Origin of the sequence: Knoellia subterranea KCTC 19937, from assembly GCF_000768685.1 — a bacterium.
GTDB classification, from domain to species: domain Bacteria; phylum Actinomycetota; class Actinomycetes; order Actinomycetales; family Dermatophilaceae; genus Knoellia; species Knoellia subterranea.
The window spans coordinates 17,653-35,600 of sequence record NZ_AVPK01000008.1; the positions used below are offsets into that span (position 1 = coordinate 17,653).

The 17,948-nt window shown below is 70.8% G+C and carries 20 protein-coding genes; 14 read left to right on the top strand and 6 right to left on the bottom strand.

What is annotated here, in order from left to right; genetic code table 11:
* Window position 1: 1 nt before the first annotated feature.
* On the bottom strand, window positions 2–1,078 hold the full coding sequence (locus N803_RS13190) for a trans-sulfuration enzyme family protein (protein ID WP_035906071.1): 1,077 nt from the start codon (window positions 1,076–1,078) through the stop codon (window positions 2–4).
* A 65-nt stretch (window positions 1,079–1,143) separates the two neighbouring features.
* On the opposite strand from N803_RS13190, the gene N803_RS13195 reads away from it, so the two are divergent.
* Complete coding sequence (locus tag N803_RS13195; RefSeq protein ID WP_035906072.1) at window positions 1,144–2,265, top strand: D-alanine--D-alanine ligase family protein; 1,122 nt, start codon at window positions 1,144–1,146, stop codon at window positions 2,263–2,265.
* Window position 2,266: 1 nt separating this feature from the next.
* Here the strand turns inward: N803_RS13195 and N803_RS13200 are convergent, their stop codons facing one another.
* Entirely contained in the window at window positions 2,267–2,719 is a 453-nt protein-coding gene (locus N803_RS13200; RefSeq protein WP_245617264.1) for a DUF3515 family protein, read from the bottom strand.
* Between the two features lies 1 nt (window position 2,720).
* Window positions 2,721–2,954: an Lrp/AsnC ligand binding domain-containing protein gene (locus N803_RS13205; protein ID WP_035906073.1), complete on the bottom strand. Its 234-nt coding sequence runs from the start codon at window positions 2,952–2,954 to the stop codon at window positions 2,721–2,723.
* 131 nt (window positions 2,955–3,085) lie between these two features.
* On the opposite strand from N803_RS13205, the gene thiL reads away from it, so the two are divergent.
* A complete protein-coding gene (gene thiL / locus N803_RS13210; protein WP_245617265.1) occupies window positions 3,086–4,096 on the top strand; it encodes a thiamine-phosphate kinase in 1,011 nt (336 codons plus the stop codon).
* A gap of 81 nt (window positions 4,097–4,177) precedes the next feature.
* On the opposite strand, the gene rpmB is transcribed toward thiL, so the two are convergent.
* A complete protein-coding gene (gene rpmB / locus N803_RS13215; RefSeq protein WP_009778186.1) occupies window positions 4,178–4,372 on the bottom strand; it encodes a 50S ribosomal protein L28 in 195 nt (64 codons plus the stop codon).
* A 170-nt stretch (window positions 4,373–4,542) separates the two neighbouring features.
* Between rpmB and N803_RS13220 the strand changes: the two genes are divergently transcribed.
* The 10 genes from N803_RS13220 to mutM are packed head-to-tail and all read left to right on the top strand — an operon-like array spanning window position 4,543 to window position 14,758.
* Window positions 4,543–6,201, top strand: a complete 1,659-nt coding sequence (locus tag N803_RS13220; RefSeq protein WP_035906076.1) for a DAK2 domain-containing protein — start codon at window positions 4,543–4,545, stop codon at window positions 6,199–6,201.
* Window positions 6,202–6,205: 4 nt separating this feature from the next.
* Window positions 6,206–8,413 carry an ATP-dependent DNA helicase RecG gene (locus N803_RS13225; protein WP_035906077.1) on the top strand — a complete coding sequence of 736 codons (2,208 nt, stop codon included), beginning with the start codon at window positions 6,206–6,208 and terminating at the stop codon, window positions 8,411–8,413.
* Between the two features lies 1 nt (window position 8,414).
* A complete protein-coding gene (gene rsmD / locus N803_RS13230) occupies window positions 8,415–8,972 on the top strand; it encodes a 16S rRNA (guanine(966)-N(2))-methyltransferase RsmD (RefSeq protein WP_035906078.1) in 558 nt (185 codons plus the stop codon).
* 17 nt (window positions 8,973–8,989) lie between these two features.
* The gene (locus tag N803_RS13235) at window positions 8,990–9,628 is read left to right on the top strand and encodes a hemerythrin domain-containing protein (RefSeq protein ID WP_035906079.1); all 639 of its coding nucleotides are present in this window, start codon (window positions 8,990–8,992) and stop codon (window positions 9,626–9,628) included.
* A 15-nt stretch (window positions 9,629–9,643) separates the two neighbouring features.
* Window positions 9,644–10,150 carry a pantetheine-phosphate adenylyltransferase gene (gene coaD, locus N803_RS13240; RefSeq protein WP_035906080.1) on the top strand — a complete coding sequence of 169 codons (507 nt, stop codon included), beginning with the start codon at window positions 9,644–9,646 and terminating at the stop codon, window positions 10,148–10,150.
* A complete protein-coding gene (locus tag N803_RS13245) occupies window positions 10,113–12,269 on the top strand; it encodes an acyltransferase family protein (RefSeq protein ID WP_052112278.1) in 2,157 nt (718 codons plus the stop codon). Before coaD ends, N803_RS13245 begins: the two co-directional genes overlap by 38 nt.
* Window positions 12,270–12,328: 59 nt before the next feature.
* Complete coding sequence (locus N803_RS13250; RefSeq protein ID WP_425402413.1) at window positions 12,329–12,883, top strand: YceD family protein; 555 nt, start codon at window positions 12,329–12,331, stop codon at window positions 12,881–12,883.
* Window position 12,884: 1 nt separating this feature from the next.
* Entirely contained in the window at window positions 12,885–13,079 is a 195-nt protein-coding gene (gene rpmF / locus N803_RS13255; RefSeq protein WP_035906082.1) for a 50S ribosomal protein L32, read from the top strand.
* Window positions 13,080–13,090: 11 nt separating this feature from the next.
* The gene (gene rnc / locus N803_RS13260) at window positions 13,091–13,864 is read left to right on the top strand and encodes a ribonuclease III (RefSeq protein WP_035906083.1); all 774 of its coding nucleotides are present in this window, start codon (window positions 13,091–13,093) and stop codon (window positions 13,862–13,864) included.
* A 15-nt stretch (window positions 13,865–13,879) separates the two neighbouring features.
* Window positions 13,880–14,758 (top strand): bifunctional DNA-formamidopyrimidine glycosylase/DNA-(apurinic or apyrimidinic site) lyase, encoded by an 879-nt coding sequence (mutM, locus tag N803_RS13265; protein WP_035906084.1) that lies wholly within the window; start codon window positions 13,880–13,882, stop codon window positions 14,756–14,758.
* Here mutM and N803_RS13270 read toward each other — a convergent pair.
* Complete coding sequence (locus tag N803_RS13270) at window positions 14,703–15,149, bottom strand: DUF1801 domain-containing protein (RefSeq protein ID WP_035906085.1); 447 nt, start codon at window positions 15,147–15,149, stop codon at window positions 14,703–14,705. The genes mutM and N803_RS13270 overlap by 56 nt on opposite strands.
* Window positions 15,146–17,125: an acyltransferase family protein gene (locus tag N803_RS13275; RefSeq protein WP_052112279.1), complete on the bottom strand. Its 1,980-nt coding sequence runs from the start codon at window positions 17,123–17,125 to the stop codon at window positions 15,146–15,148. Before N803_RS13275 ends, N803_RS13270 begins: the two co-directional genes overlap by 4 nt.
* Before the next feature lie 75 nt (window positions 17,126–17,200).
* On the opposite strand from N803_RS13275, the gene N803_RS13280 reads away from it, so the two are divergent.
* Complete coding sequence (locus N803_RS13280) at window positions 17,201–17,524, top strand: acylphosphatase (protein ID WP_052112280.1); 324 nt, start codon at window positions 17,201–17,203, stop codon at window positions 17,522–17,524.
* Between the two features lie 65 nt (window positions 17,525–17,589).
* On the top strand, window positions 17,590–17,877 hold the full coding sequence (locus tag N803_RS13285) for a chorismate mutase (protein WP_035906086.1): 288 nt from the start codon (window positions 17,590–17,592) through the stop codon (window positions 17,875–17,877).
* Window positions 17,878–17,948 lie beyond the last annotated feature (71 nt).

The window sequence follows — 17,948 nt, forward strand, 5'->3', positions numbered from 1 at the left end:
GTCAGGCCGATCCGAGCGCTGCGTCGAGGTCGCTCCAGAGGTCCTCGACGTCCTCGATCCCGACGGACAGCCGAAGGAGGTTCTCGGGAACGGCCTCCGGCTCGCCGGGCTGGCGACGGCGACGCTCCACCTGGCTCTCGACCCCGCCGAGGCTCGTCGAGTGCACCCAGATCTGGGTGGCCGCCGCGACCCGTTCGGCCGCCTCGACACCCCCGGCCACGTCGATCGAGATCATCGCGCCGAAGCCCGGGTAGCGCACCCGCTCAACACGGTCGTGGTCGGCGAGCCGGGTGGCGAGGATCGTGGCGTTGGCGCTGGCCCGCTCGAGGCGCACCGACAGCGTCCGCAGGCCGCGCAGCGCGAGCCACGTCTCCATCGGCCCGGCGATGGCCCCGTGCAGCTGGCGGTGGCGCCGCATCCGCTCGTGCAGAGCCCGGCCGGAGTCGGTGCGCGCGGTCACGACGGCGCCGAGGAGCAGGTCGCTGTGCCCGGAGAGGTACTTCGTCGCCGAGTGCACGACGATGTCGGCACCGAGCTCGAGCGGTCGTTGGAGCAGGGGAGTGGCAAAGGTGTTGTCGACCACGACGAGGACGCCACGCGCCCGGGCCGCCTCGGCGAGGGTCGCGAGGTCGGCGACCTCGAGCAGCGGGTTCGTCGGGGACTCGATCCACATCACGGCGGCGCCGTCGAGGGCCGCGACGACTGCGGCGGTGTCGGTGATCTCCACCCGGCTCACCGCGACCTCACCGGCCTCCTCACGGTCGGCGAGGGTCACGAGCGTCCCGTTGTAGGCGGCCGTCGGCACGACGACCCGGCCACCGTGAGGCACGAGTGACAGCGCTGCCGCGACGGCTGCCATGCCCGAGGCGACGACGAGCGCCTCGCCGCCCTCGAGGGAGCCGAGTGCCTCCTCGAAGGCGCTCCACGTCGGGTTGCCGCCGCGCGCGTAGTTCACCGGACCGTCCGCGTGGAACGTCGAGGTCATCACGAGCGGAGCGCCGACCTGGGCGCCGGGCTCACGATCGACCCGTCCAAGGGCGACGACACGGGTGGCCGGGCTGAGCTCGTTGTGGTTCACCGGCGCAGCGTATGCCGGGTGCTCGAGGCCGTGCTCGCGTGTCCGCCGGGATAGGGTCGCCTGCGATGAGTACCGAGAAGAGCCGCAAGCTGCGTGTCGCCCTCGTCTTCGGAGGGCGTTCGTCCGAGCACGCCGTCTCGTGCGCGACCGCCGCGAGCGTCATGTCGGCACTCGACCCGGAGCGCTACGACGTCATCCCGATCGGTATCGCCAAGGACGGCAGCTGGGTGCTCGCACCCAACGACCCCGAGCCCCTGCGCCTCGCGCCCGGGCACATCCCGGAGGTCGACGCGTCCGGACCCGGCGTCCTCGTCCCGACGAGCGCCACGGCCCGTCACCTCATCGTCCACGAGGCCGGACAGGCCCCGCGCGAACTGAACGAGGTCGACGTCGTCTTCCCGCTGCTCCACGGCCCGTTCGGCGAAGACGGCACCATCCAGGGGATGCTCGACCTCGCCGATGTCCGCTACGTCGGGTCGGGCGTCACCGCGTCCGCGGTGATGATGGACAAGCACATGATGAAGGTCGTCTTCCAGGCGGCCGGCCTGCCCGTCGGCCCCTACACGGTCATCACCGACCGGGAGTGGCAGCGCGACCCCGAGGCGGCGCTCGACGCGGTGGGCGCGCTGGACTTCCCGGTCTTCGTCAAGCCGGCCCGGGCCGGCTCGAGCATGGGGATCTCCAAGGTCGACCACCGCCAGGACCTGCGGTCCGCCGTCGAGGCCGCGCGCGAGCACGACCCCAAGGTCGTCATCGAGCAGGGCATCGTCGGCCGCGAGATCGAGTGCGGCGTCCTCGACGGTCACGGCACCGATGCGCCGCGCACGAGCCCGCTGGGGGAGTGCATCGTCGTCCAGAACCACGCCTTCTACGACTTCGAGGCGAAGTACCTCGCCGCCGACGACATTCGCCTCGAGGCCCCGGCCGACGTGCCGCCCGAGATCGCCGAGCAGATCTCGCGGATGGCGGTCACGGCCTTCGAGGCAGCCGGTTGCGAGGGCCTGGCCCGCTGCGACTTCTTCCTCACCGAGGACGGCGAGCTCCTCATCAACGAGATCAACACGATGCCCGGCTTCACGCCGAGCTCGATGTACCCGCGGATGTGGGCGGCGGCCGGCGTCAGCTATCCCGAACTCATCGACGAGCTCATCAGCCTCGCGATGGAGCGCCGCGTCGGTCTGCGCTGAGTCAGCGGCAGGCGAGCGAGTTCTGGGGGAGCAGCTCCGCGGCGGCGGTGAAGGCCGGCAGCAGCAGCGGTTCGGGTGCGTAGTCCTTGGGGACGAGCACCTCTATCGCCGGATCGCGACCGAACGTCGTGAAGCGGGTGCCGTCACTCAGTGGGCTGGCCACCCAGCCCATGCCGTCGACCTCGATGCAGTCTTTGGTCGTCGGGCCGAGTGCCGGGAGACCGCACCTCGCGATGATCGCCGGATCCCCGTATGCCGCACCCGCACTCGCGTCGGACACCTCCCGCCGCTCGTGGTTGCCGACGGTCGCGGGCCACGCGGAGGCGACCTCACGGCATACCTCACCGTCGGCGAGGGGAGTGGGCGCGATCTCTACGGCGGACGAACACCCCGACAGCACGACGACGGCGGTGGCGCAGAGCGCCACCGCCGTCGTGCGGGTCAGTCGGGCCACGTCAGACGTGGACCACCGTGCAGGTGAGGGTGCGGGTGATGCCCTCGACCTCCTGGATCTTGGCAATGACGAGCTTGCCGAGCTCGTCGACGGTCTCGGCCTCGACGCGCGCAATGCAGTCGTAGGGGCCGGTGACGTCCTCGGCGAGCGCCACTCCCGGGATCGCTCCGATCGCCTGCGCGACGGCTGCTGCGCGACCGACCTCGGTCTGAATCAGGATGTAGGCCTGAACCACTGGGTGTCACCTCACTGTCGTTGGGCGCGGCATCGGTGCCGCGGTGCCTGCACGGTACCGTGCCCGTGGTCCTTGCGTCTCGGGTGGTTCAGGAGGTGGGAAGTGTGGTCGCACACACGACGATCGGCTCGGTGAGCGAGTCCGATCTCCTGTCGCGGATCATCCCGATGTTCGGGGTGAGCGCGTTCGCGGGACAGGGGGTCGTGGTGCCGCCGGGCGACGACGCCGCGGTGGTGACGGCACGCGACTCCGTGGTCGTGACGACCGACTCGATGGTGCGCGGACGCGACTGGCGCGATGACTGGTCGACCGGGCACGACGTGGGCATCAAGGTCGTCGCCCAGAACGTTTCCGACGTCGCGGCCATGGGTGCGGTGCCGACCGGCCTCCTCGTCTCCGTGGCCGCCGATCCCGAAACCTCGCTCGACTGGGTCATCGACCTCACCCGCGGCATCGCGTTCGGGGCCGAGGACGCCCGCTGCCCCGTCGTCGGCGGAGACCTCTCGTCGGCGCCAGCCGGTGTCGTCATCGTTGCGGTCACGGCGTTCGGCGACCTCGAGGGACGGTCGCCGGTGCTGCGGTCGGGGGCGCGACCGGGTGACGTCGTGGCGGTCGCGGGTGACCTCGGGTGGTCCGGAGCTGGGCTTCGCCTCTACGAACTGGGCTTGGTGGACACCACGCCGTCCCGACCTGCCCGTGACCACACGGACCGGGAGAAGGCGGTGTCGGTGCTCCAGTGGTACCACCGCTCGCCGCGTCCGCCATGGGAGTCGGGGCCTGTCGCCGCCGATGGGGGAGCGACGTCGATGATCGACATCTCCGACGGGCTCGTGCGCGACGGCGGGCGCATCGCCACGGCGAGCGGCGTCGAACTGGCCCTGGACGAGCAGGCTCTGCGCGAGCACTTCCTCGCCGGGCCCATCGAGCTCGCTCTGGGAGCCGAGGACGGCTGGCGTCAGGTCCTGGCCGGGGGAGAAGAGCACTCGCTGCTCGCGACGTTTCCCGAAGGGTCGGTGCCGGTCGACGAGCGCGCGCCGTGGACGGTCATCGGACGCGTCGTCGAGGCAGGTCCGGAGGGGCCTCGGCTCACCGTCGGTGGAGCCGTCCCGAGCGTGACCGGCTGGGACCACTTCGCCGGCTGACCGGCATACGCCACGCGCCGCAGGCATGCGAAAGGGGCGCCGACCGCGAACGGTCGGCGCCCCTTTCCGGGAACAGCAGGGTCAGCGCTTGACCTTGCCCGCCTTGAGGCAGGAGGTGCAGACGTTGAGACGCTTCGGGGTCACACCCTTGTCACCGACAAGAGCCTTGACGCGCTGGATGTTGGGGTTCCAGCGACGCTTGGTGCGGCGGTGCGAGTGCGAGATGCTGTGGCCGAAGCCGGGTCCCTTGCCGCAGACATCGCAGTTGGCAGCCACGGGTGATCTCCTTGAGTCAGATTGCATGCGAAACGGCTGGATTGCCAGCCGTCTCAGGGTCGAGGTTTTCCGGTGCCCGCCCCGGAGGGGGCTCACGCGGAACCGTCCAAGAGTAGCCGAGTTCGGGTGTGGCTCCAAAACGAGGCCGCAGCGCCAGATAGCCTGCCAGCGTGCCAGCCGTTCTCGACGCCGACCGCGCCCGCCTCTGGGGGGCACTGACGCGCGCCGCTTTCGCGGCCCGACGGAGCGAGATCGACGCCCTCAACGTCTTCCCCGTGCCTGATGGGGACACGGGCACCAACCTCTACCTCACCATGGACGCCGCCATCACCGAGGTTGGCCGGCTCCACACGGCAGAGGGGACTCTCGGCACGGCGACCCTCGTCGAGGAGGCGCGCGACCTCGCGAGGGCCCTGCTGTTGTCGGCGCGCGGCAACTCGGGGGTCATCCTCAGCCAGATCATCGCCGGAGTGGCCGAGGTGATCGTCGACGGCGACTACGCCGAGCTCGACGGACAGGCCCTGGCCGCGGCACTGCGTCGCGGAGCGCAGAAGGCCCGCGAGAGCGTCGCCCACCCGCAGGAGGGCACGATCCTCAGCGTCGCGGACGCCGTCGCCGACGCCGCCGACCAGCGAGCCGCCGCCGGTGGCGGCGCGGTCGAGGTCGCACTCACGTCCGTCGAGGCGGCCGAAGCGGCACTGGCACGCACCCCGGAGCAGTTGGAGACCCTCGCGCGAGCCGGCGTCGTCGACGCAGGCGGAGCCGGGTGCCTCCTCATGGTCGAGGCACTGCACCGGGCCCTCACCGGCGACTGGGCAGCCGAAGGGCCCCTGCACCACGCGTCGGACGACCTCATCCCGCGGGCGTCCTGGGGCTCGGCCGCCTTGACCCAGGACCCGCTCGACGCCCTGCACGAGGGGACGGGCGGGCCGGCGTTCGAGGTGATGTTCCTCCTCGACGGGAGCGACCCCGCACGAGTGGCGATGATGCGGACCGCGCTCGACGGCCTCGGGGACTCACTCCTCGTCGTCGGCGGGCCGGACCTCTGGAACGTCCACGTGCACGTCGACGACGTGGGTGCGGCGATCGAGTCCGGAATCCTCGCCGGCCGTCCGCATCGCATCAAGGTCACGCACTTCGCCACCCAGATCGCCCACCAGCAGCCGCAGGAGTTCGCCGTCATCGCCTGCGCGGCAGGGCCCGGCATGGCGTCGATCCTTGGCGAGGCCGGTGCCCACGTCGTGCCGAGCGCACCCGGGGCGCGCGCGTCCGCCGGCCAGCTGCTCGAGGCCATCCGTCGGACCGGAGCCTCGTCGGTCGTGGTCCTCCCCAACGACAAGGACACCCTCATGGCGGCCGAGGTCGCCTGCCGCGCGGCCACCGACGACGGGATCGATACGGCCATCGTTCCGGCCCGCACGGCGGTGCAGGGCCTCGCTGCCCTCGCGGTCGTGGACTTCGACAAGGGGCCGCGCGAGAACGCGATCTCGATGACGAGTGCTGCCGTCGCGACTCGCCACGGCGCCGTGTCCATCGCATCGCGCGAGGTGCTCACGTGGGCCGGATCGGTGTCGATCGGCGACATCCTCGGCATCGTGAGCGGCGACGTGGCGCTCATCGGGGACGACCTCACCGCCACCGCTGTCGAGGTGCTGGACCGGCTGCTGTCGGGCGGTGGCGAGCTCGTCACCCTCGTGACCGGTGCGGACGCGGCACCCGGGTTCGTCGACGCCGTCGAGGAGGCGGTCTCCAGGAAACATCCCGAGGTCGAGGTCGTGCGCATCGACGGCGGTCAGCAGGTCTACCCGCTCCTCGTGGGGGTGGAGTAGCCCGGTGTACTCGGAGTCCACTCCGCTCAGCAAGGTCCTCGGGAAGCGTGAGGCCACGAAGTTCCGGACCGCACGCAACATCTCGACGGTGGGCGACCTGCTCGGCTACTGGCCGCGCCGCTACGAGAGTCCCGAGAGCAACCTCGCGGCCGCAAAGGTCGGCTCCTACATCGTCGCCGTCGCCGAGGTGAAGACCGCGACGACCCGCTCGATGAAGGCCCGGCGCGGGAAGATGCTCCAGGCAGTCATCACCGACGGTTCACGCGACCTCGAGGTGACGTTCTTCTCCTCCCACGGGCACGAGGGGAAGCTCGTCCCCGGAGCCCGGGCGCTCTTCGCCGGCAAGGTGTCGTCCTTCAACAACCGGCTCCAGTTGGCGCACCCCGGCTACTCGCTCCTCAGCGACTTCGACGGCGGCGAGCGACGCGACCTCATCCCGATCTACAAGGCGGTCGGCAACCTCCACACGTGGACGGTCACCGAGTGCGTCCGGATGGTCCTCGACCTGCTCGACGAGACCCCGGAGGCGATCCCCGAGACGATCCTGGACCGCCGCGACCTCATGGACCGCATGGCCGCACTGCGCGGGATCCACACACCGAACACCCACGAGGAGGTCGCCGCCGCGCAGCGGCGCATGTCCTTCGAGGAGGCGTTCGTCCTCCAGGTGGCGCTCGCGCAGCGCCGGCTTCGCCAGGCGGAGGAATCCACGCTCGCTCGCACCCCGAGGCCCGGCGGACTTCTCGATGCGTTCGACGGGCGGCTGCCGTTCACGCTCACGGCCGGGCAGCAGGAGGTGGGGGTGACCCTCGCCGCCGAGATGGCCCGGGACGTCCCGATGCACCGTCTCCTCCAGGGTGAGGTCGGCTCGGGCAAGACCGTCGTCGCGCTGCGCGCCATGCTCGCTGCGGTCGACTCCGGCGGTCAGGCAGCTCTCCTCGCTCCGACCGAAGTCCTCGCCGCCCAGCACCACCGGTCCATCACGGCCATGCTCGGTGACCTCGCCGAGGGCGGCATGCTCGGCGGCAGCGAGTTCGGCACCCGCGTCACCCTGCTCACCGGAAGCATGTCCACTGCGGCCCGGCGCAAGGCGCTCCTCGACATCGCGAGCGGTGACGCCGGAATCGTCGTGGGCACCCACGCCCTCATCCAGGAGCACGTGAGTTTCCAGGACCTGGCCCTCGTCGTCGTCGACGAGCAACACCGCTTCGGCGTGGAGCAACGAGATGCGTTGCGCGGCAAGGCTGCTCACCCTCCGCACGTGCTCGTCATGACCGCGACCCCCATTCCGCGCACGGTGGCGATGACGGTGTTCGGTGACATGGAGACGTCGACCCTGAGCGAGCTCCCGTCCGGGCGAGCGCCGATCACGACCCACGTCGTCCCGGAGGCCAAGCCGGGCTGGCTGCAACGGACCTGGGTCCGGATCGCCGAGGAGTGCGCCCAAGGGCGGCAGGCCTACGTCGTCTGCCCGCGCATCGGCGACGACGACGACCCTGACGAGGAGACCGAGATCTTCGCCCCCGAGTCCGCGGCGGACGCGGACGGCGACGATGGCGGTGACGGTGACGGGGGAGAGGCCGACGCGCCGCCACCGCGCCCGCTGGCCTCCGTCCGAGCCGTGCACGCCGACCTCGTCGCCAACCCGGCTCTCGAGGGTCTGCGCATCGAGATCCTCCACGGCCGGCTCCCCGCGGAGGAGAAGGACGCCTTCATGCGCGAGTTCGCGGACGGCGACATCGACGTCCTCGTCTCGACGACCGTGATCGAGGTCGGCGTCGACGTCCCCAACGCGAGCGTCATGGTCGTCATGGACGCGGACCGCTTCGGCGTCTCTCAGCTGCACCAGCTCCGCGGGCGCGTCGGACGTGGCGGGCTGCCGGGACTGTGCCTCCTCGTCCACGCCGGTGCCCCGGACGCGCCCCACGAGAGACTCGATGCGGTGGCCGGCACGACCGATGGCTTCGAGCTCGCCCGGATCGACCTGCGCCAACGCCGCGAGGGCGACATCCTCGGGTCCTCGCAGCACGGCGTCCGCAGTCAGCTTCAGTTCCTCCATGTCCTCGAGGACGAGGACCTCATCGAGGCCGCTCGCGAGGACGCCCACGACGTGGTGACCCAGGATCCGGACCTGACCACGCACAGCCAACTGGCCGCTCTTGTCGAGGCGCGTGTGGACGCCGAGCAGGCGGCATACCTGGAAAGGGGTTGAGGTGACCCGCATCATCGCCGGAACGGCGGGGGGACGAGAACTGCGCACCCCACCCGGGCGCGGAACGCGACCGACGAGTGATCGCGTCCGTGAGGCGCTCTTCTCGTCGCTCGCCGCTCGCGACGCGCTCTCCGGAGCGCGTGTCATGGACCTGTATGCCGGCTCCGGTGCCCTCGGTCTCGAGGCCGCCAGCCGCGGCGCGTCCGACGTGCTCCTGGTCGAGTCCGACCGGGTCGCGGCCGGGGTGATCCGCGACAACGTGAAGCGCCTTGGCCTCACGGCACAGGTCCTGTCCATGACCGTGTCGTCCGCGCTGGCCGGCCCGGCGCAGACCCGTGACCTCGTCTTCATCGACCCGCCCTACGACCTCGGTGAGGAGGCCCTCGGGCACAACCTCGAGACCCTCGTGGGCCGGGAGTGGCTCGCGGACAGAGCGCTCGTGGTGGTGGAGCGGTCCAAGCGTTCCGCCGAACCCGCGTGGCCGGCCGGACTGGAGGCGGAGAAGGTCAAGAAGTACGGCGAGACGGTCCTCTGGTTTGCCGAGCGCGTGTCCGACTGATCCGACAGGATGGCCACATGAGCGACTACGAGATTCCCCGCCCGACCAACGGTGACGTGCTCGAACTCATCCTCGACGACCACCGTCGCTTCGAGGACCTCCTCCGGTTGGCCCGGCGCAACGACGTCGACCGCGAGGCGGCCCGCACCGCCCTGTGCGAACTGCTCGTGGCCCATGCCGAGGCCGAGGAGGAGATGGTCTATCCAACGCTGCGCCGCAAGCGCGCGATCGGTGCCCACGAGGAGGAGCACGGCGAGGAGGAGCACGCCGAGATCACCGAGGCCATCGTCGGCTTCCTCGAGGCCAAGGGCACCGACACGCAGAAGTACGACTCGGCCCTCGAGGAACTTGCCACCGTGGTGAACCACCACAGCAACGAGGAAGAGCAGACGATCATCAACCCGGCCCGCGAGGACGTCTCCGCCGGGGTGAGGGCCGAGCTCGGGGTCGCCTGGGCGACGCGCCGCAACCAGCTGCTCGAGGAGGGCTGCGCCAGCCTCGAGCAGGTCAGGGCCCTGCTCGAGCGCGCGGAGGACGAGGGCACGATCGCCTCCGAGGAGGCACGCGCCGAGGCCGACGAGATCAAGGAGAAGGCCAAGGAGGAGGCCAAGGAGATCGAGGAGGCTTCCAAGGAGGCGGAGAAGGCCGACGGCTGACCTAGGCTGGCGCGCGTGACTGACCAGCAGATTCGACGAGCCGTCTGTCCCGGATCGTTCGACCCCGTGACCGCGGGCCACGTGGACATCTTCGTCCGCGCGGCCGCTCTCTACGACGAGGTCGTCGTCGCGATCCTGCACAACCCGGCGAAGGTCGGCACCTTCACAGTGGAGGAGCGGATCGGCTTCATCGAGCGCGCCCTTCCCGAGGCGATCGCCTCGTGCGTGCGGGTCGAGGCCTTCGCGGGTCGCCTTCTTGTCGATGTATGCCGTGAGGTCGGCGCCGAGGTCCTGCTCAAGGGTCTGCGCGGGGAGACCGACTACGCCTACGAGGTGCCCATGGCGCTCATGAACCGGCACCTCAGCGGCGTGGAGACGGTCTTCCTGCCGGGGGCACCGCAGTTCGAGCACGTGTCGAGCTCGCTCGTCAAGGAGGTCGCGCGCTTCGGCGGTGACGTGTCCGGTCTCGTCCCCGACGAGGTCCGTGACGCACTCCTGGCTCGTGGTGACGGCGGTCGCTAGGACGGAGCGGGCGCCTCGCCGCGCGGACATCGAGGGTCTGCGCGCCGTCGCGGTGCTGGCCGTGCTCGCCCACCACGCGGGGCTGCCGGTCACCGGCGGCTACGTCGGTGTCGACGTCTTCTTCGTCATCTCCGGCTACCTCATCACGGGGCTGCTCGTGACCGAGCTCTGGTCGACCGGTCGGATCGGGTGGGGCGCCTTCGTCGGTCGCCGCATCCGCCGCCTGTTGCCCGCCGCGCTCCTCGTCCTCGTCGTCACGGCCGTGGTGAGCGCGCTCATCGTCCCCGGGCTGAGGCGCCGCGAGATCGCGACGGACATCGCCGGGTCGGCGGGCTACGTCGTCAACTGGGTTCTGGCCCGTCGTGGCGTGGACTACCTGGCGAGCGACAGCCAACCGTCCCCCGTGCAGCACTACTGGTCGCTGGCGGTCGAGGAGCAGTTCTACGTCGTCTGGCCGGTCCTGCTCATGCTTCTCGCGTTCGTCGTGCGCCGGCTGGGTCGAGGACAGCACTCGGGTGGCCCCTCGCGCGGGCTCGTGTTCGGGGTCCTCGCGCTCCCGGTCGCGGCATCCTTCGGCTGGTCCGTGCACCTCGCCCGGACCTCCCCGGCAGAGGGGTACTTCGTCACGACGACCCGGGCGTGGGAACTCGGCGTCGGAGCCCTGCTCGCCGTGGCCCTCGCCGGGCGCGAGCGGCCAGCGCTCGCGCCACGCTGCTCGGCGGCATGGGGCTGGGCTGCTCTCGGGGTGCTCCTCGTGGTGGTCCTGAGCCTCCCGGAGGGCCTGGCCTGGCCGGGCGCATGGGCGCTGCTCGTCACCCTGCCGACGGCCGCCCTGCTCTGGATCGGCTGGCTCGGGCCGACGCGCGGCCCGGTCGCCGTGCTCGGGACGGCACCCATGCTGTGGGTCGGCGCCCTGTCCTACTCCCTCTACCTCTGGCACTGGCCGTTCGTCGTGCTCGGGGACGCCGTCGCGGTGCGCTTCGACCTCGACTTCCCGGTGGTGGCACCACTCCTGTTGACCCTCGCCTCCGTCGTTCCCGCCTGGCTGTCGTGGCGCTTCGTCGAGACCCCGATCCACCACGGCTCGTGGCTGCGCAGTCGCCCTCGGGCAGTGCTCGCCGCGGGTCTGGCCGCGTCGGCCGTGACGGCCCTGGCCGCGCTACCGCTCCTCCACGTCTCGACGCCGTTCCGCGACCGCCCCGCAATGGGGGACCGGCCGCCCCTCGCCCAACTCGGGGCGGCAGCCGTGCATCCGGGCGACGATGCTGCGCCGGTCGACTCCGTCGAGTGGGTCGTCCCCGACCCGCTGCGCTCCGGTGAGGACCGTCCGGCCGCCGACGTCGACCACTGCCAGGTCGACGACAAGAGCACCACGGCAGTGGCCTGCGTCTTTGGCGAGGCCGGGTCCGGGACGACGATCGCGCTCGTCGGAGACTCCAAGGCGATGCAGTGGCTCCCCGCACTGGAGGAGGCAGCAGCGGCGCGCGGATGGCGGATCGTCACGTTCGGGAAGTCCCTGTGCACGTTCGCCGAGGGCGCCACGGAAGTCGGCGGGACGGCATACCCGGCGTGTGATCGATGGAACGCAGAGGTGACCCGCGCGCTGGAAGCCGAGCGCCCCGACCTCGTCGTGACGTCGGGGAGCGCCCGCGTGGCCTGGGCGGAAGGCGACCGCGTCGCCGGTCGGGAGCGCCTCGTCGAGGGCTACGCCGCGAGATGGCGGCAGCTCGTGTCAGCCGGCACGCCGGTCGTCGTGGTCGGCGACAGCCCCCGCTCGCCGGACGACCTCGACGTCTGCGCTGCCCTGCACCCGGACCGGTTGAGCCGCTGCGCCTTCGATCGGGACGCCGCCATCGGAGGGAGTGGTCTGCCGGTGCAGCGCGAGGCCGCGCAGCAGGTGGAGCGTGGCGTGACGTTCGTGGACCTCACGCCGTGGCTGTGCCCCGGTCGGCAGTGCCCGGTCGTCGTCGGCCACGTGACCGTGCACCGACCCGGAGACCACGTCACCGCGACCTACGCGCGGACGCTCGGTCCCGTGCTCGGCGAGGCAGTGGCGGCTGCATTTGGGGAGGCGGCACCCCCTCCGGTACCTTTGACCTTCGGTCTGCGTCAGCCGTGACGAGGACCGAACCACTCGACCAAGGCAAGGCAATGAACCGTCTCGATCCTCGGTCTCCGATGGTGCTCGACACCAAGGAGGTCGGCCGGCGTCCCGGCTCGATGGCGGAGTTCTCTCGTGAGGTCGAGGCACCAGCCGAATTCGGCACGGAGGTGTTGCGCGTCGCCGAGGGGGAACCCTTGGACGTCGACGTGCGGCTCGAGTCCGTTGTCGAAGGAGTCCTGGTCACCGGTTCGGTGCAAGGCACGGCGACCGGCGCCTGCGTGCGGTGCCTGGATCCGATCAGCCACGAAGTGGACGGCCGGTTCCAGGAATTGTTCGCCTACGCCGATCGCAATGCCCACCACCAAGAGGTGGGCGACGAGGATGCGGCCGAGGAGTACCTCATCGAGGATGGTCTGATCGACCTCGAGCCGGTGCTCCGGGACGCGGTGGTGCCCGCACTGCCGTTCCAGCCCGTGTGTCGCCCGGACTGCCCGGGGTTGTGTTCCGAATGCGGAATCCACCTCGCGGACGATCCGGGCCACGCACATGACGTGATCGACCCCAGGTGGGCGGCTCTCACGGACCTCGCGTCCGAGTCGTCCACGACGCAGACAGAGAAGAGGACCTGACGTGGCTGTTCCGAAGCGGAAGACGTCGCGCTCCAACACCCGCTCGCGCCGTGCGAACTGGAAGGCCACGCCGGTCACCCTGACCGCGTGCCCCCAGTGCAAGGCCCCGACGCAGCCGCACATCGCGTGCCCGTCGTGCGGGAACTACAACGGCCGCCACTACGGCGTCGCCGAGCGCACCGAGCACCAGGGCTGAGCCCACTCCTCATGGGGAGGGGCTCGACCGGCCCTGCGGCCAGAACGCCACAGCGCCCCGTCGCTGAACTCCGCCAGCACCTCGCCGAGGTGACCGGTGGAGACATCGACGAGGCGCTGCTCGGTCGTGCCCTGACCCACCGCTCGTACGCCTACGAGGCCGGAGGGATCCCGCACAACGAGCGACTCGAGTTCCTCGGCGACTCCGTGCTCGGACTCGTCGTCACCGACACGCTCTACACGACGCACCCCGACCTCACCGAGGGGCAGCTCGCGAAGCTGCGGGCTGCGGTGGTCAACATGCGTGCCCTCGCGGCGGTCGGCCGCACCCTCGGACTGGGGGACTACCTCCACCTCGGACGGGGCGAGGAGTCGACCGGCGGTCGCGACAAGGACTCGATCCTTGCCGACACCGTCGAGGCCGTCATCGGCGCGACGTTCACGAGCGCGGGTCTCGAGGCGGCCGGTGCGCTCGTCCACCACATGCTCGACCCGCTGATGGCACGTTCGGCGACCCTCGGAGCGGGCCTGGACTGGAAGACGAGCCTCCAGGAGATCAGCGCCCTGCACAACGCGGGCCCGGTCGAGTACGTCCTCGAGGAGGACGGCCCCGAGCACGCCAAGACGTTCACTGCCCGCGTCCTCGTCGGCGGCGAGGAGCACGGCACGGGCGAGGGTCGCACCAAGAAGGACGCCGAGCAGAAGGCCGCCGCCCAGGCATGGCAGGCCCTGCGCGAGCGTCACGGCGACGGCCTGTCCACCGCGCCCCTGCCCGACATCTCCTGACGGACCGACTCCTTCGTGCCCGAACTGCCCGAGGTCGAAGTCGTCCGCCGTGGTCTCCAGGACCACGTCGTCGGTCGGCGCATCCGCACGGCCTCGTTCACCGGGGCCAGGGTGGCCCGCCGGCACCTGCCCGGTCCGGTCGACCTGGCCGAACGCATCGTCGGTCTCGACATCGCGCAGGCCCGGCGCCGGGGCAAGTACCTCTGGCTCGTTCTCAGTGAGGGTGAGCAGCCGGTGCACGGCCTCATCGCCCACCTCGGGATGAGTGGGCAGCTCCTCGTCGAAGCTGCGGACGCACCGGACGAGAAGCACCTGCACGCGCGGTTCACCTTCGCCGACGGAGACCCCGAGCTGCGGTTCGTCGACCAGCGCACCTTCGGTGGCTTCGCCCTCGACGACCTCGCCGACGATGGTGTGCCGCACCAGATCCGGCACATCGCCCCGGATCCGTTCGAGCCGGCATACGACCAGGCATCGGTCGTGCGACGCGTGAAGGCGAGCGACAGCGCGATCAAGCGGATGCTGCTCCACCAGGGCGTGGTCTCCGGCATCGGCAACATCTATGCCGACGAGGCGCTCTGGCGGGCGCAGGTCCATGGCGAACGCCCGTCGAGCAGCCTGACCAAGCCGACGATCGCGCGGGTCCTTGACCATGCGCGCGACGTCATGGCCGCGGCCCTGCTCGAGGGTGGGACGAGCTTCGACGCGCTCTATGTCAACGTCAACGGGGCGTCCGGCTACTTCGACCGGTCACTGCATGCCTACGGCCAGGAGGGTGAGCCGTGTGCGCGGTGCGGCACGCCGATCCGGCGCGAGCACTTCATGAACCGCTCGTCGTTCAGCTGCCCGAGGTGTCAGCCTCGTCCACGTGGTTCTCGCGCCACCCGGTCCTGATCAGCTCGCGGAGCACGCCCTCGTCGACGTCGGCGAGCCGCTTGAGATAGACGCAGCCCTTGCCGGTCGTGTGCGGTCCGAGACGGTCGAGCACGTCGGTGTTCGTGCCGTAGAACGTCAGGCCGTAGAGGGTGAGGGCGGCCTTGCGCGGTGCGAAGCCGACGGCGAACCACTCCCGTTCCTTGCCGTCGGCCGTCGTGTAGGGCTGGCGCCCGAAGCCGACCATCGAGCCCCACAGGACGGGGTCGGCACCGGTCTCCTCGCGCATGATGTCGAGCAGGGTGAGGGCGTCGTCGCGTCGCCCCGCCGGCTGGACCGCGTCGAGGTGTGCCTCGACCGACGCGTCCGTCGGCTTGGTCGTGCGGTCGCCGTGGTCGGGTGTCGTCGTCATGGCAGCGGGAGTTCCTTGAGGGTGACTTTCGTGCCGGTATGCCGTTCACTCAGGTCCGCGAACGCCTGCCGGATCGTCTTGGAGTAGAGGTGGGCCCCCTTGAGGGAGGGGTGCATGCCGTCGGACTGGAGCTGTCCGGTCGTGTCGACGAGGGCCGCGTCCCAGTCGGCGAGGGCGACGTTGTCGCGGCCTGCCACGAGTTCGCGCAGTTTGGCGTTGTCGGAGGCGATGCGGTTGATCCGACCGTGGAGGGTGACGATGACGACCATGCGCTGGGGGCCGAGGGCGTCGAGGACCTGGCGTGCACGGTCGAGGTCGGTTCCGGCGTTGGTGCCGAGGGCGAGGACGACGGCTCGCCGGTTGCCGTTCCCGCGAGCCTGGACGACCTTGAGGCCCTCGCTCCACTGCCGGTTGGAGCGGGCGTCGATGCGGATGCCCGGGAAGTAGTAGCGCAGGGCGTGCAGGCTCCCGACCATCATGGAGTCGCCGTAGGCATCGATCTCGGCACCCGTCGGCATCGCCCACGACTGGCCACCGGTCGCAGGTTTTCCGCCGGTGGTGGCGGGCTGGGTGCTCGTGGCGGGTGGCGTGGCGCCCTTGGTGGCGGAGGCCCCCGTGGGGGTGGGCGTTGAGGGTGCCGCGGTGGGGATCGTGGCGGTCGCCGCGGCCGCATTGGCGTCGAGGAGCTCTTGGACCCGCGTGCGTGAAGGCGCGGTCACCATGACGGCGGTGAGGGCGATGGCGAGAACCGCGACGGAGGCCCAGACCGCGCGTGCGGTGCGTGTGCCCGACCACCGGATGACGTGGAGGATGTGCCGTCCCGTGCCCCGGAAACCACGTCGGCGCACGGGAGTCTCGATGAAGCGGTAGGACAGGTCAGCGATGGCGGCCGTGACGACGACGCACCACAGGCGGGACCACACGTAGTCGTCGGCACCGCGCGAGGCCCATGACAGGTCGGCCTCGACGATGAGGATGACCGGCCAGTGCCAGAGGTAGAGGCCATAGGACCGTTCGCCGATCCAGCGCAGCACGGGGAGGTCGAGCGCGGACCGCAGGGGGCTGGGTCGCTCCACGACACCGAGGACGAGGACGGTCGTGGCGAGCGATGCCAGCAGGATGCCGCCGCGGAAGGTCAGGGGCGTGGATTCGTCGAGGAGGGCCACGAGGGCCGCGAGCACGATGGCCGCACCGGCAACGACCGGCACGCGGAGGCGCTGCCAGAGGTCGGTCGACGTCCAGGCGCGGTGAGGGGCGGCCCAGGCGAAGGCGAGCGCGGCGCCGAGCATGAGCCCCATGAGGTGGGTGTCGGTGCCGTAGTAGACGCGGGTCGCGCCGAGCTCGGGGTCGTATCGGCTCGCCATGAGGACGGCCGATCCGAGTGCCAGCGCCACGGCGATCCCGGCCCGCGCGCGTGACGAACGGACGAAGAACATCAGCCCGATGGCCACGAGCGGCCACACGAGATAGAACTGCTCCTCGACCGCGAGTGACCAGAGGTTCATCAAGAGCTGCGGCGAAGTGCTGTGGAAGTAGTCCGACCCGGCGCCGATCTCGAGCCAGTTGCTCGTGAAGGTCAGCGCGCCGATCGCCTGCCGGCCGATGCCGACGAGCAGATCGGTCTCGACGAGTCGGGCGAGCAGAATGACGCTCGGCACGAGGACGAGGAGGGCGGGGAGCAGGCGGCGGGCGCGTCGGGTCCAGAAGCCGCGGAGGTCGATCCGGCCCTCGCTCGCGCGCTCGCGCACGAGAAGAGTCGTGATGAGGAAGCCCGAGATGACGAAGAAGACGTCGACGCCGAGGAAGCCGCCGGGCAGCCACCGCGGGTCTAGGTGGAAGGCCAGCACGGCGAGGATGGCGATGGCACGCAGCCCGTCGAGTCCGGGCAGGCGCCCGTCCGGGTGTGCAGCGACGCCGCGCGACGGGGTCGACGTCGTCGTGACCCCGTGCCCGGAGCCAGAGCTCTCCACGGTCATGATTCTCAGGCTATGGAGCCGCACCGACAGGGTCGGGGAGGCGCGCGGGGGAGTGACCGACCTAGCATCGCCTCCATGGAGACCAGCCTCGACCCCGATGCGGAGGGTCTGCGTCCTGTCCGCGTGACCCTGGCCGTCCGGGGTCGCGTGCAGGGTGTCGGCTTCCGGTGGTGGACGCGGGCGCGCGCGCTCGAGCTCGGCCTCGTGGGACACGCCCGCAACACCGCTGACGGTCGCGTCGAGGTCGTCGCACAGGGCTCGCGCGGCGCCGTCAATCGTCTGGTCGACCTCCTCCGCGAGGACCCGTCGACGACACACCGCCCCGGTCAGGTCGTGTCCGTCTCGACCCCGCTGGAGTCCGAGCCCCGTGCGGGAGTGACGGGCTTCGTCGAGAGGTGAGCGGACGGCATACCGGGTCGTGGGACGCACGAACCGCGGCAGGTGCGCCTTCCTAGGATGGAGCGATGAGCGACGTTCCTCCCGAGCTGGCCCGCCTGCGTTCGAGCATCGACAACATCGATGCGGCTCTCGTGCACCTGCTCGCCGAACGTTTCAAGTGCACCCAGCAGGTCGGCGAGCTCAAGGCGAACGAGGGTATGCCGCCCGCTGACCCCGCGCGCGAGGAGCGGCAGGTTGCGCGGTTGCGCGCGTTGGCGGACGACAGCGGCCTCGACCCGGAGTTCGCCGAGAAGTTCATCAACTTCGTCATCGCCGAGGTCATCCACCACCACGAGTCCATCGCGAAGGGCTGAGTCCAGACACTCCAGCCACTCCCGTCACAGGCAACGCAGGTGGCGACCGACGTCCCCGGACGGGGTGTTTC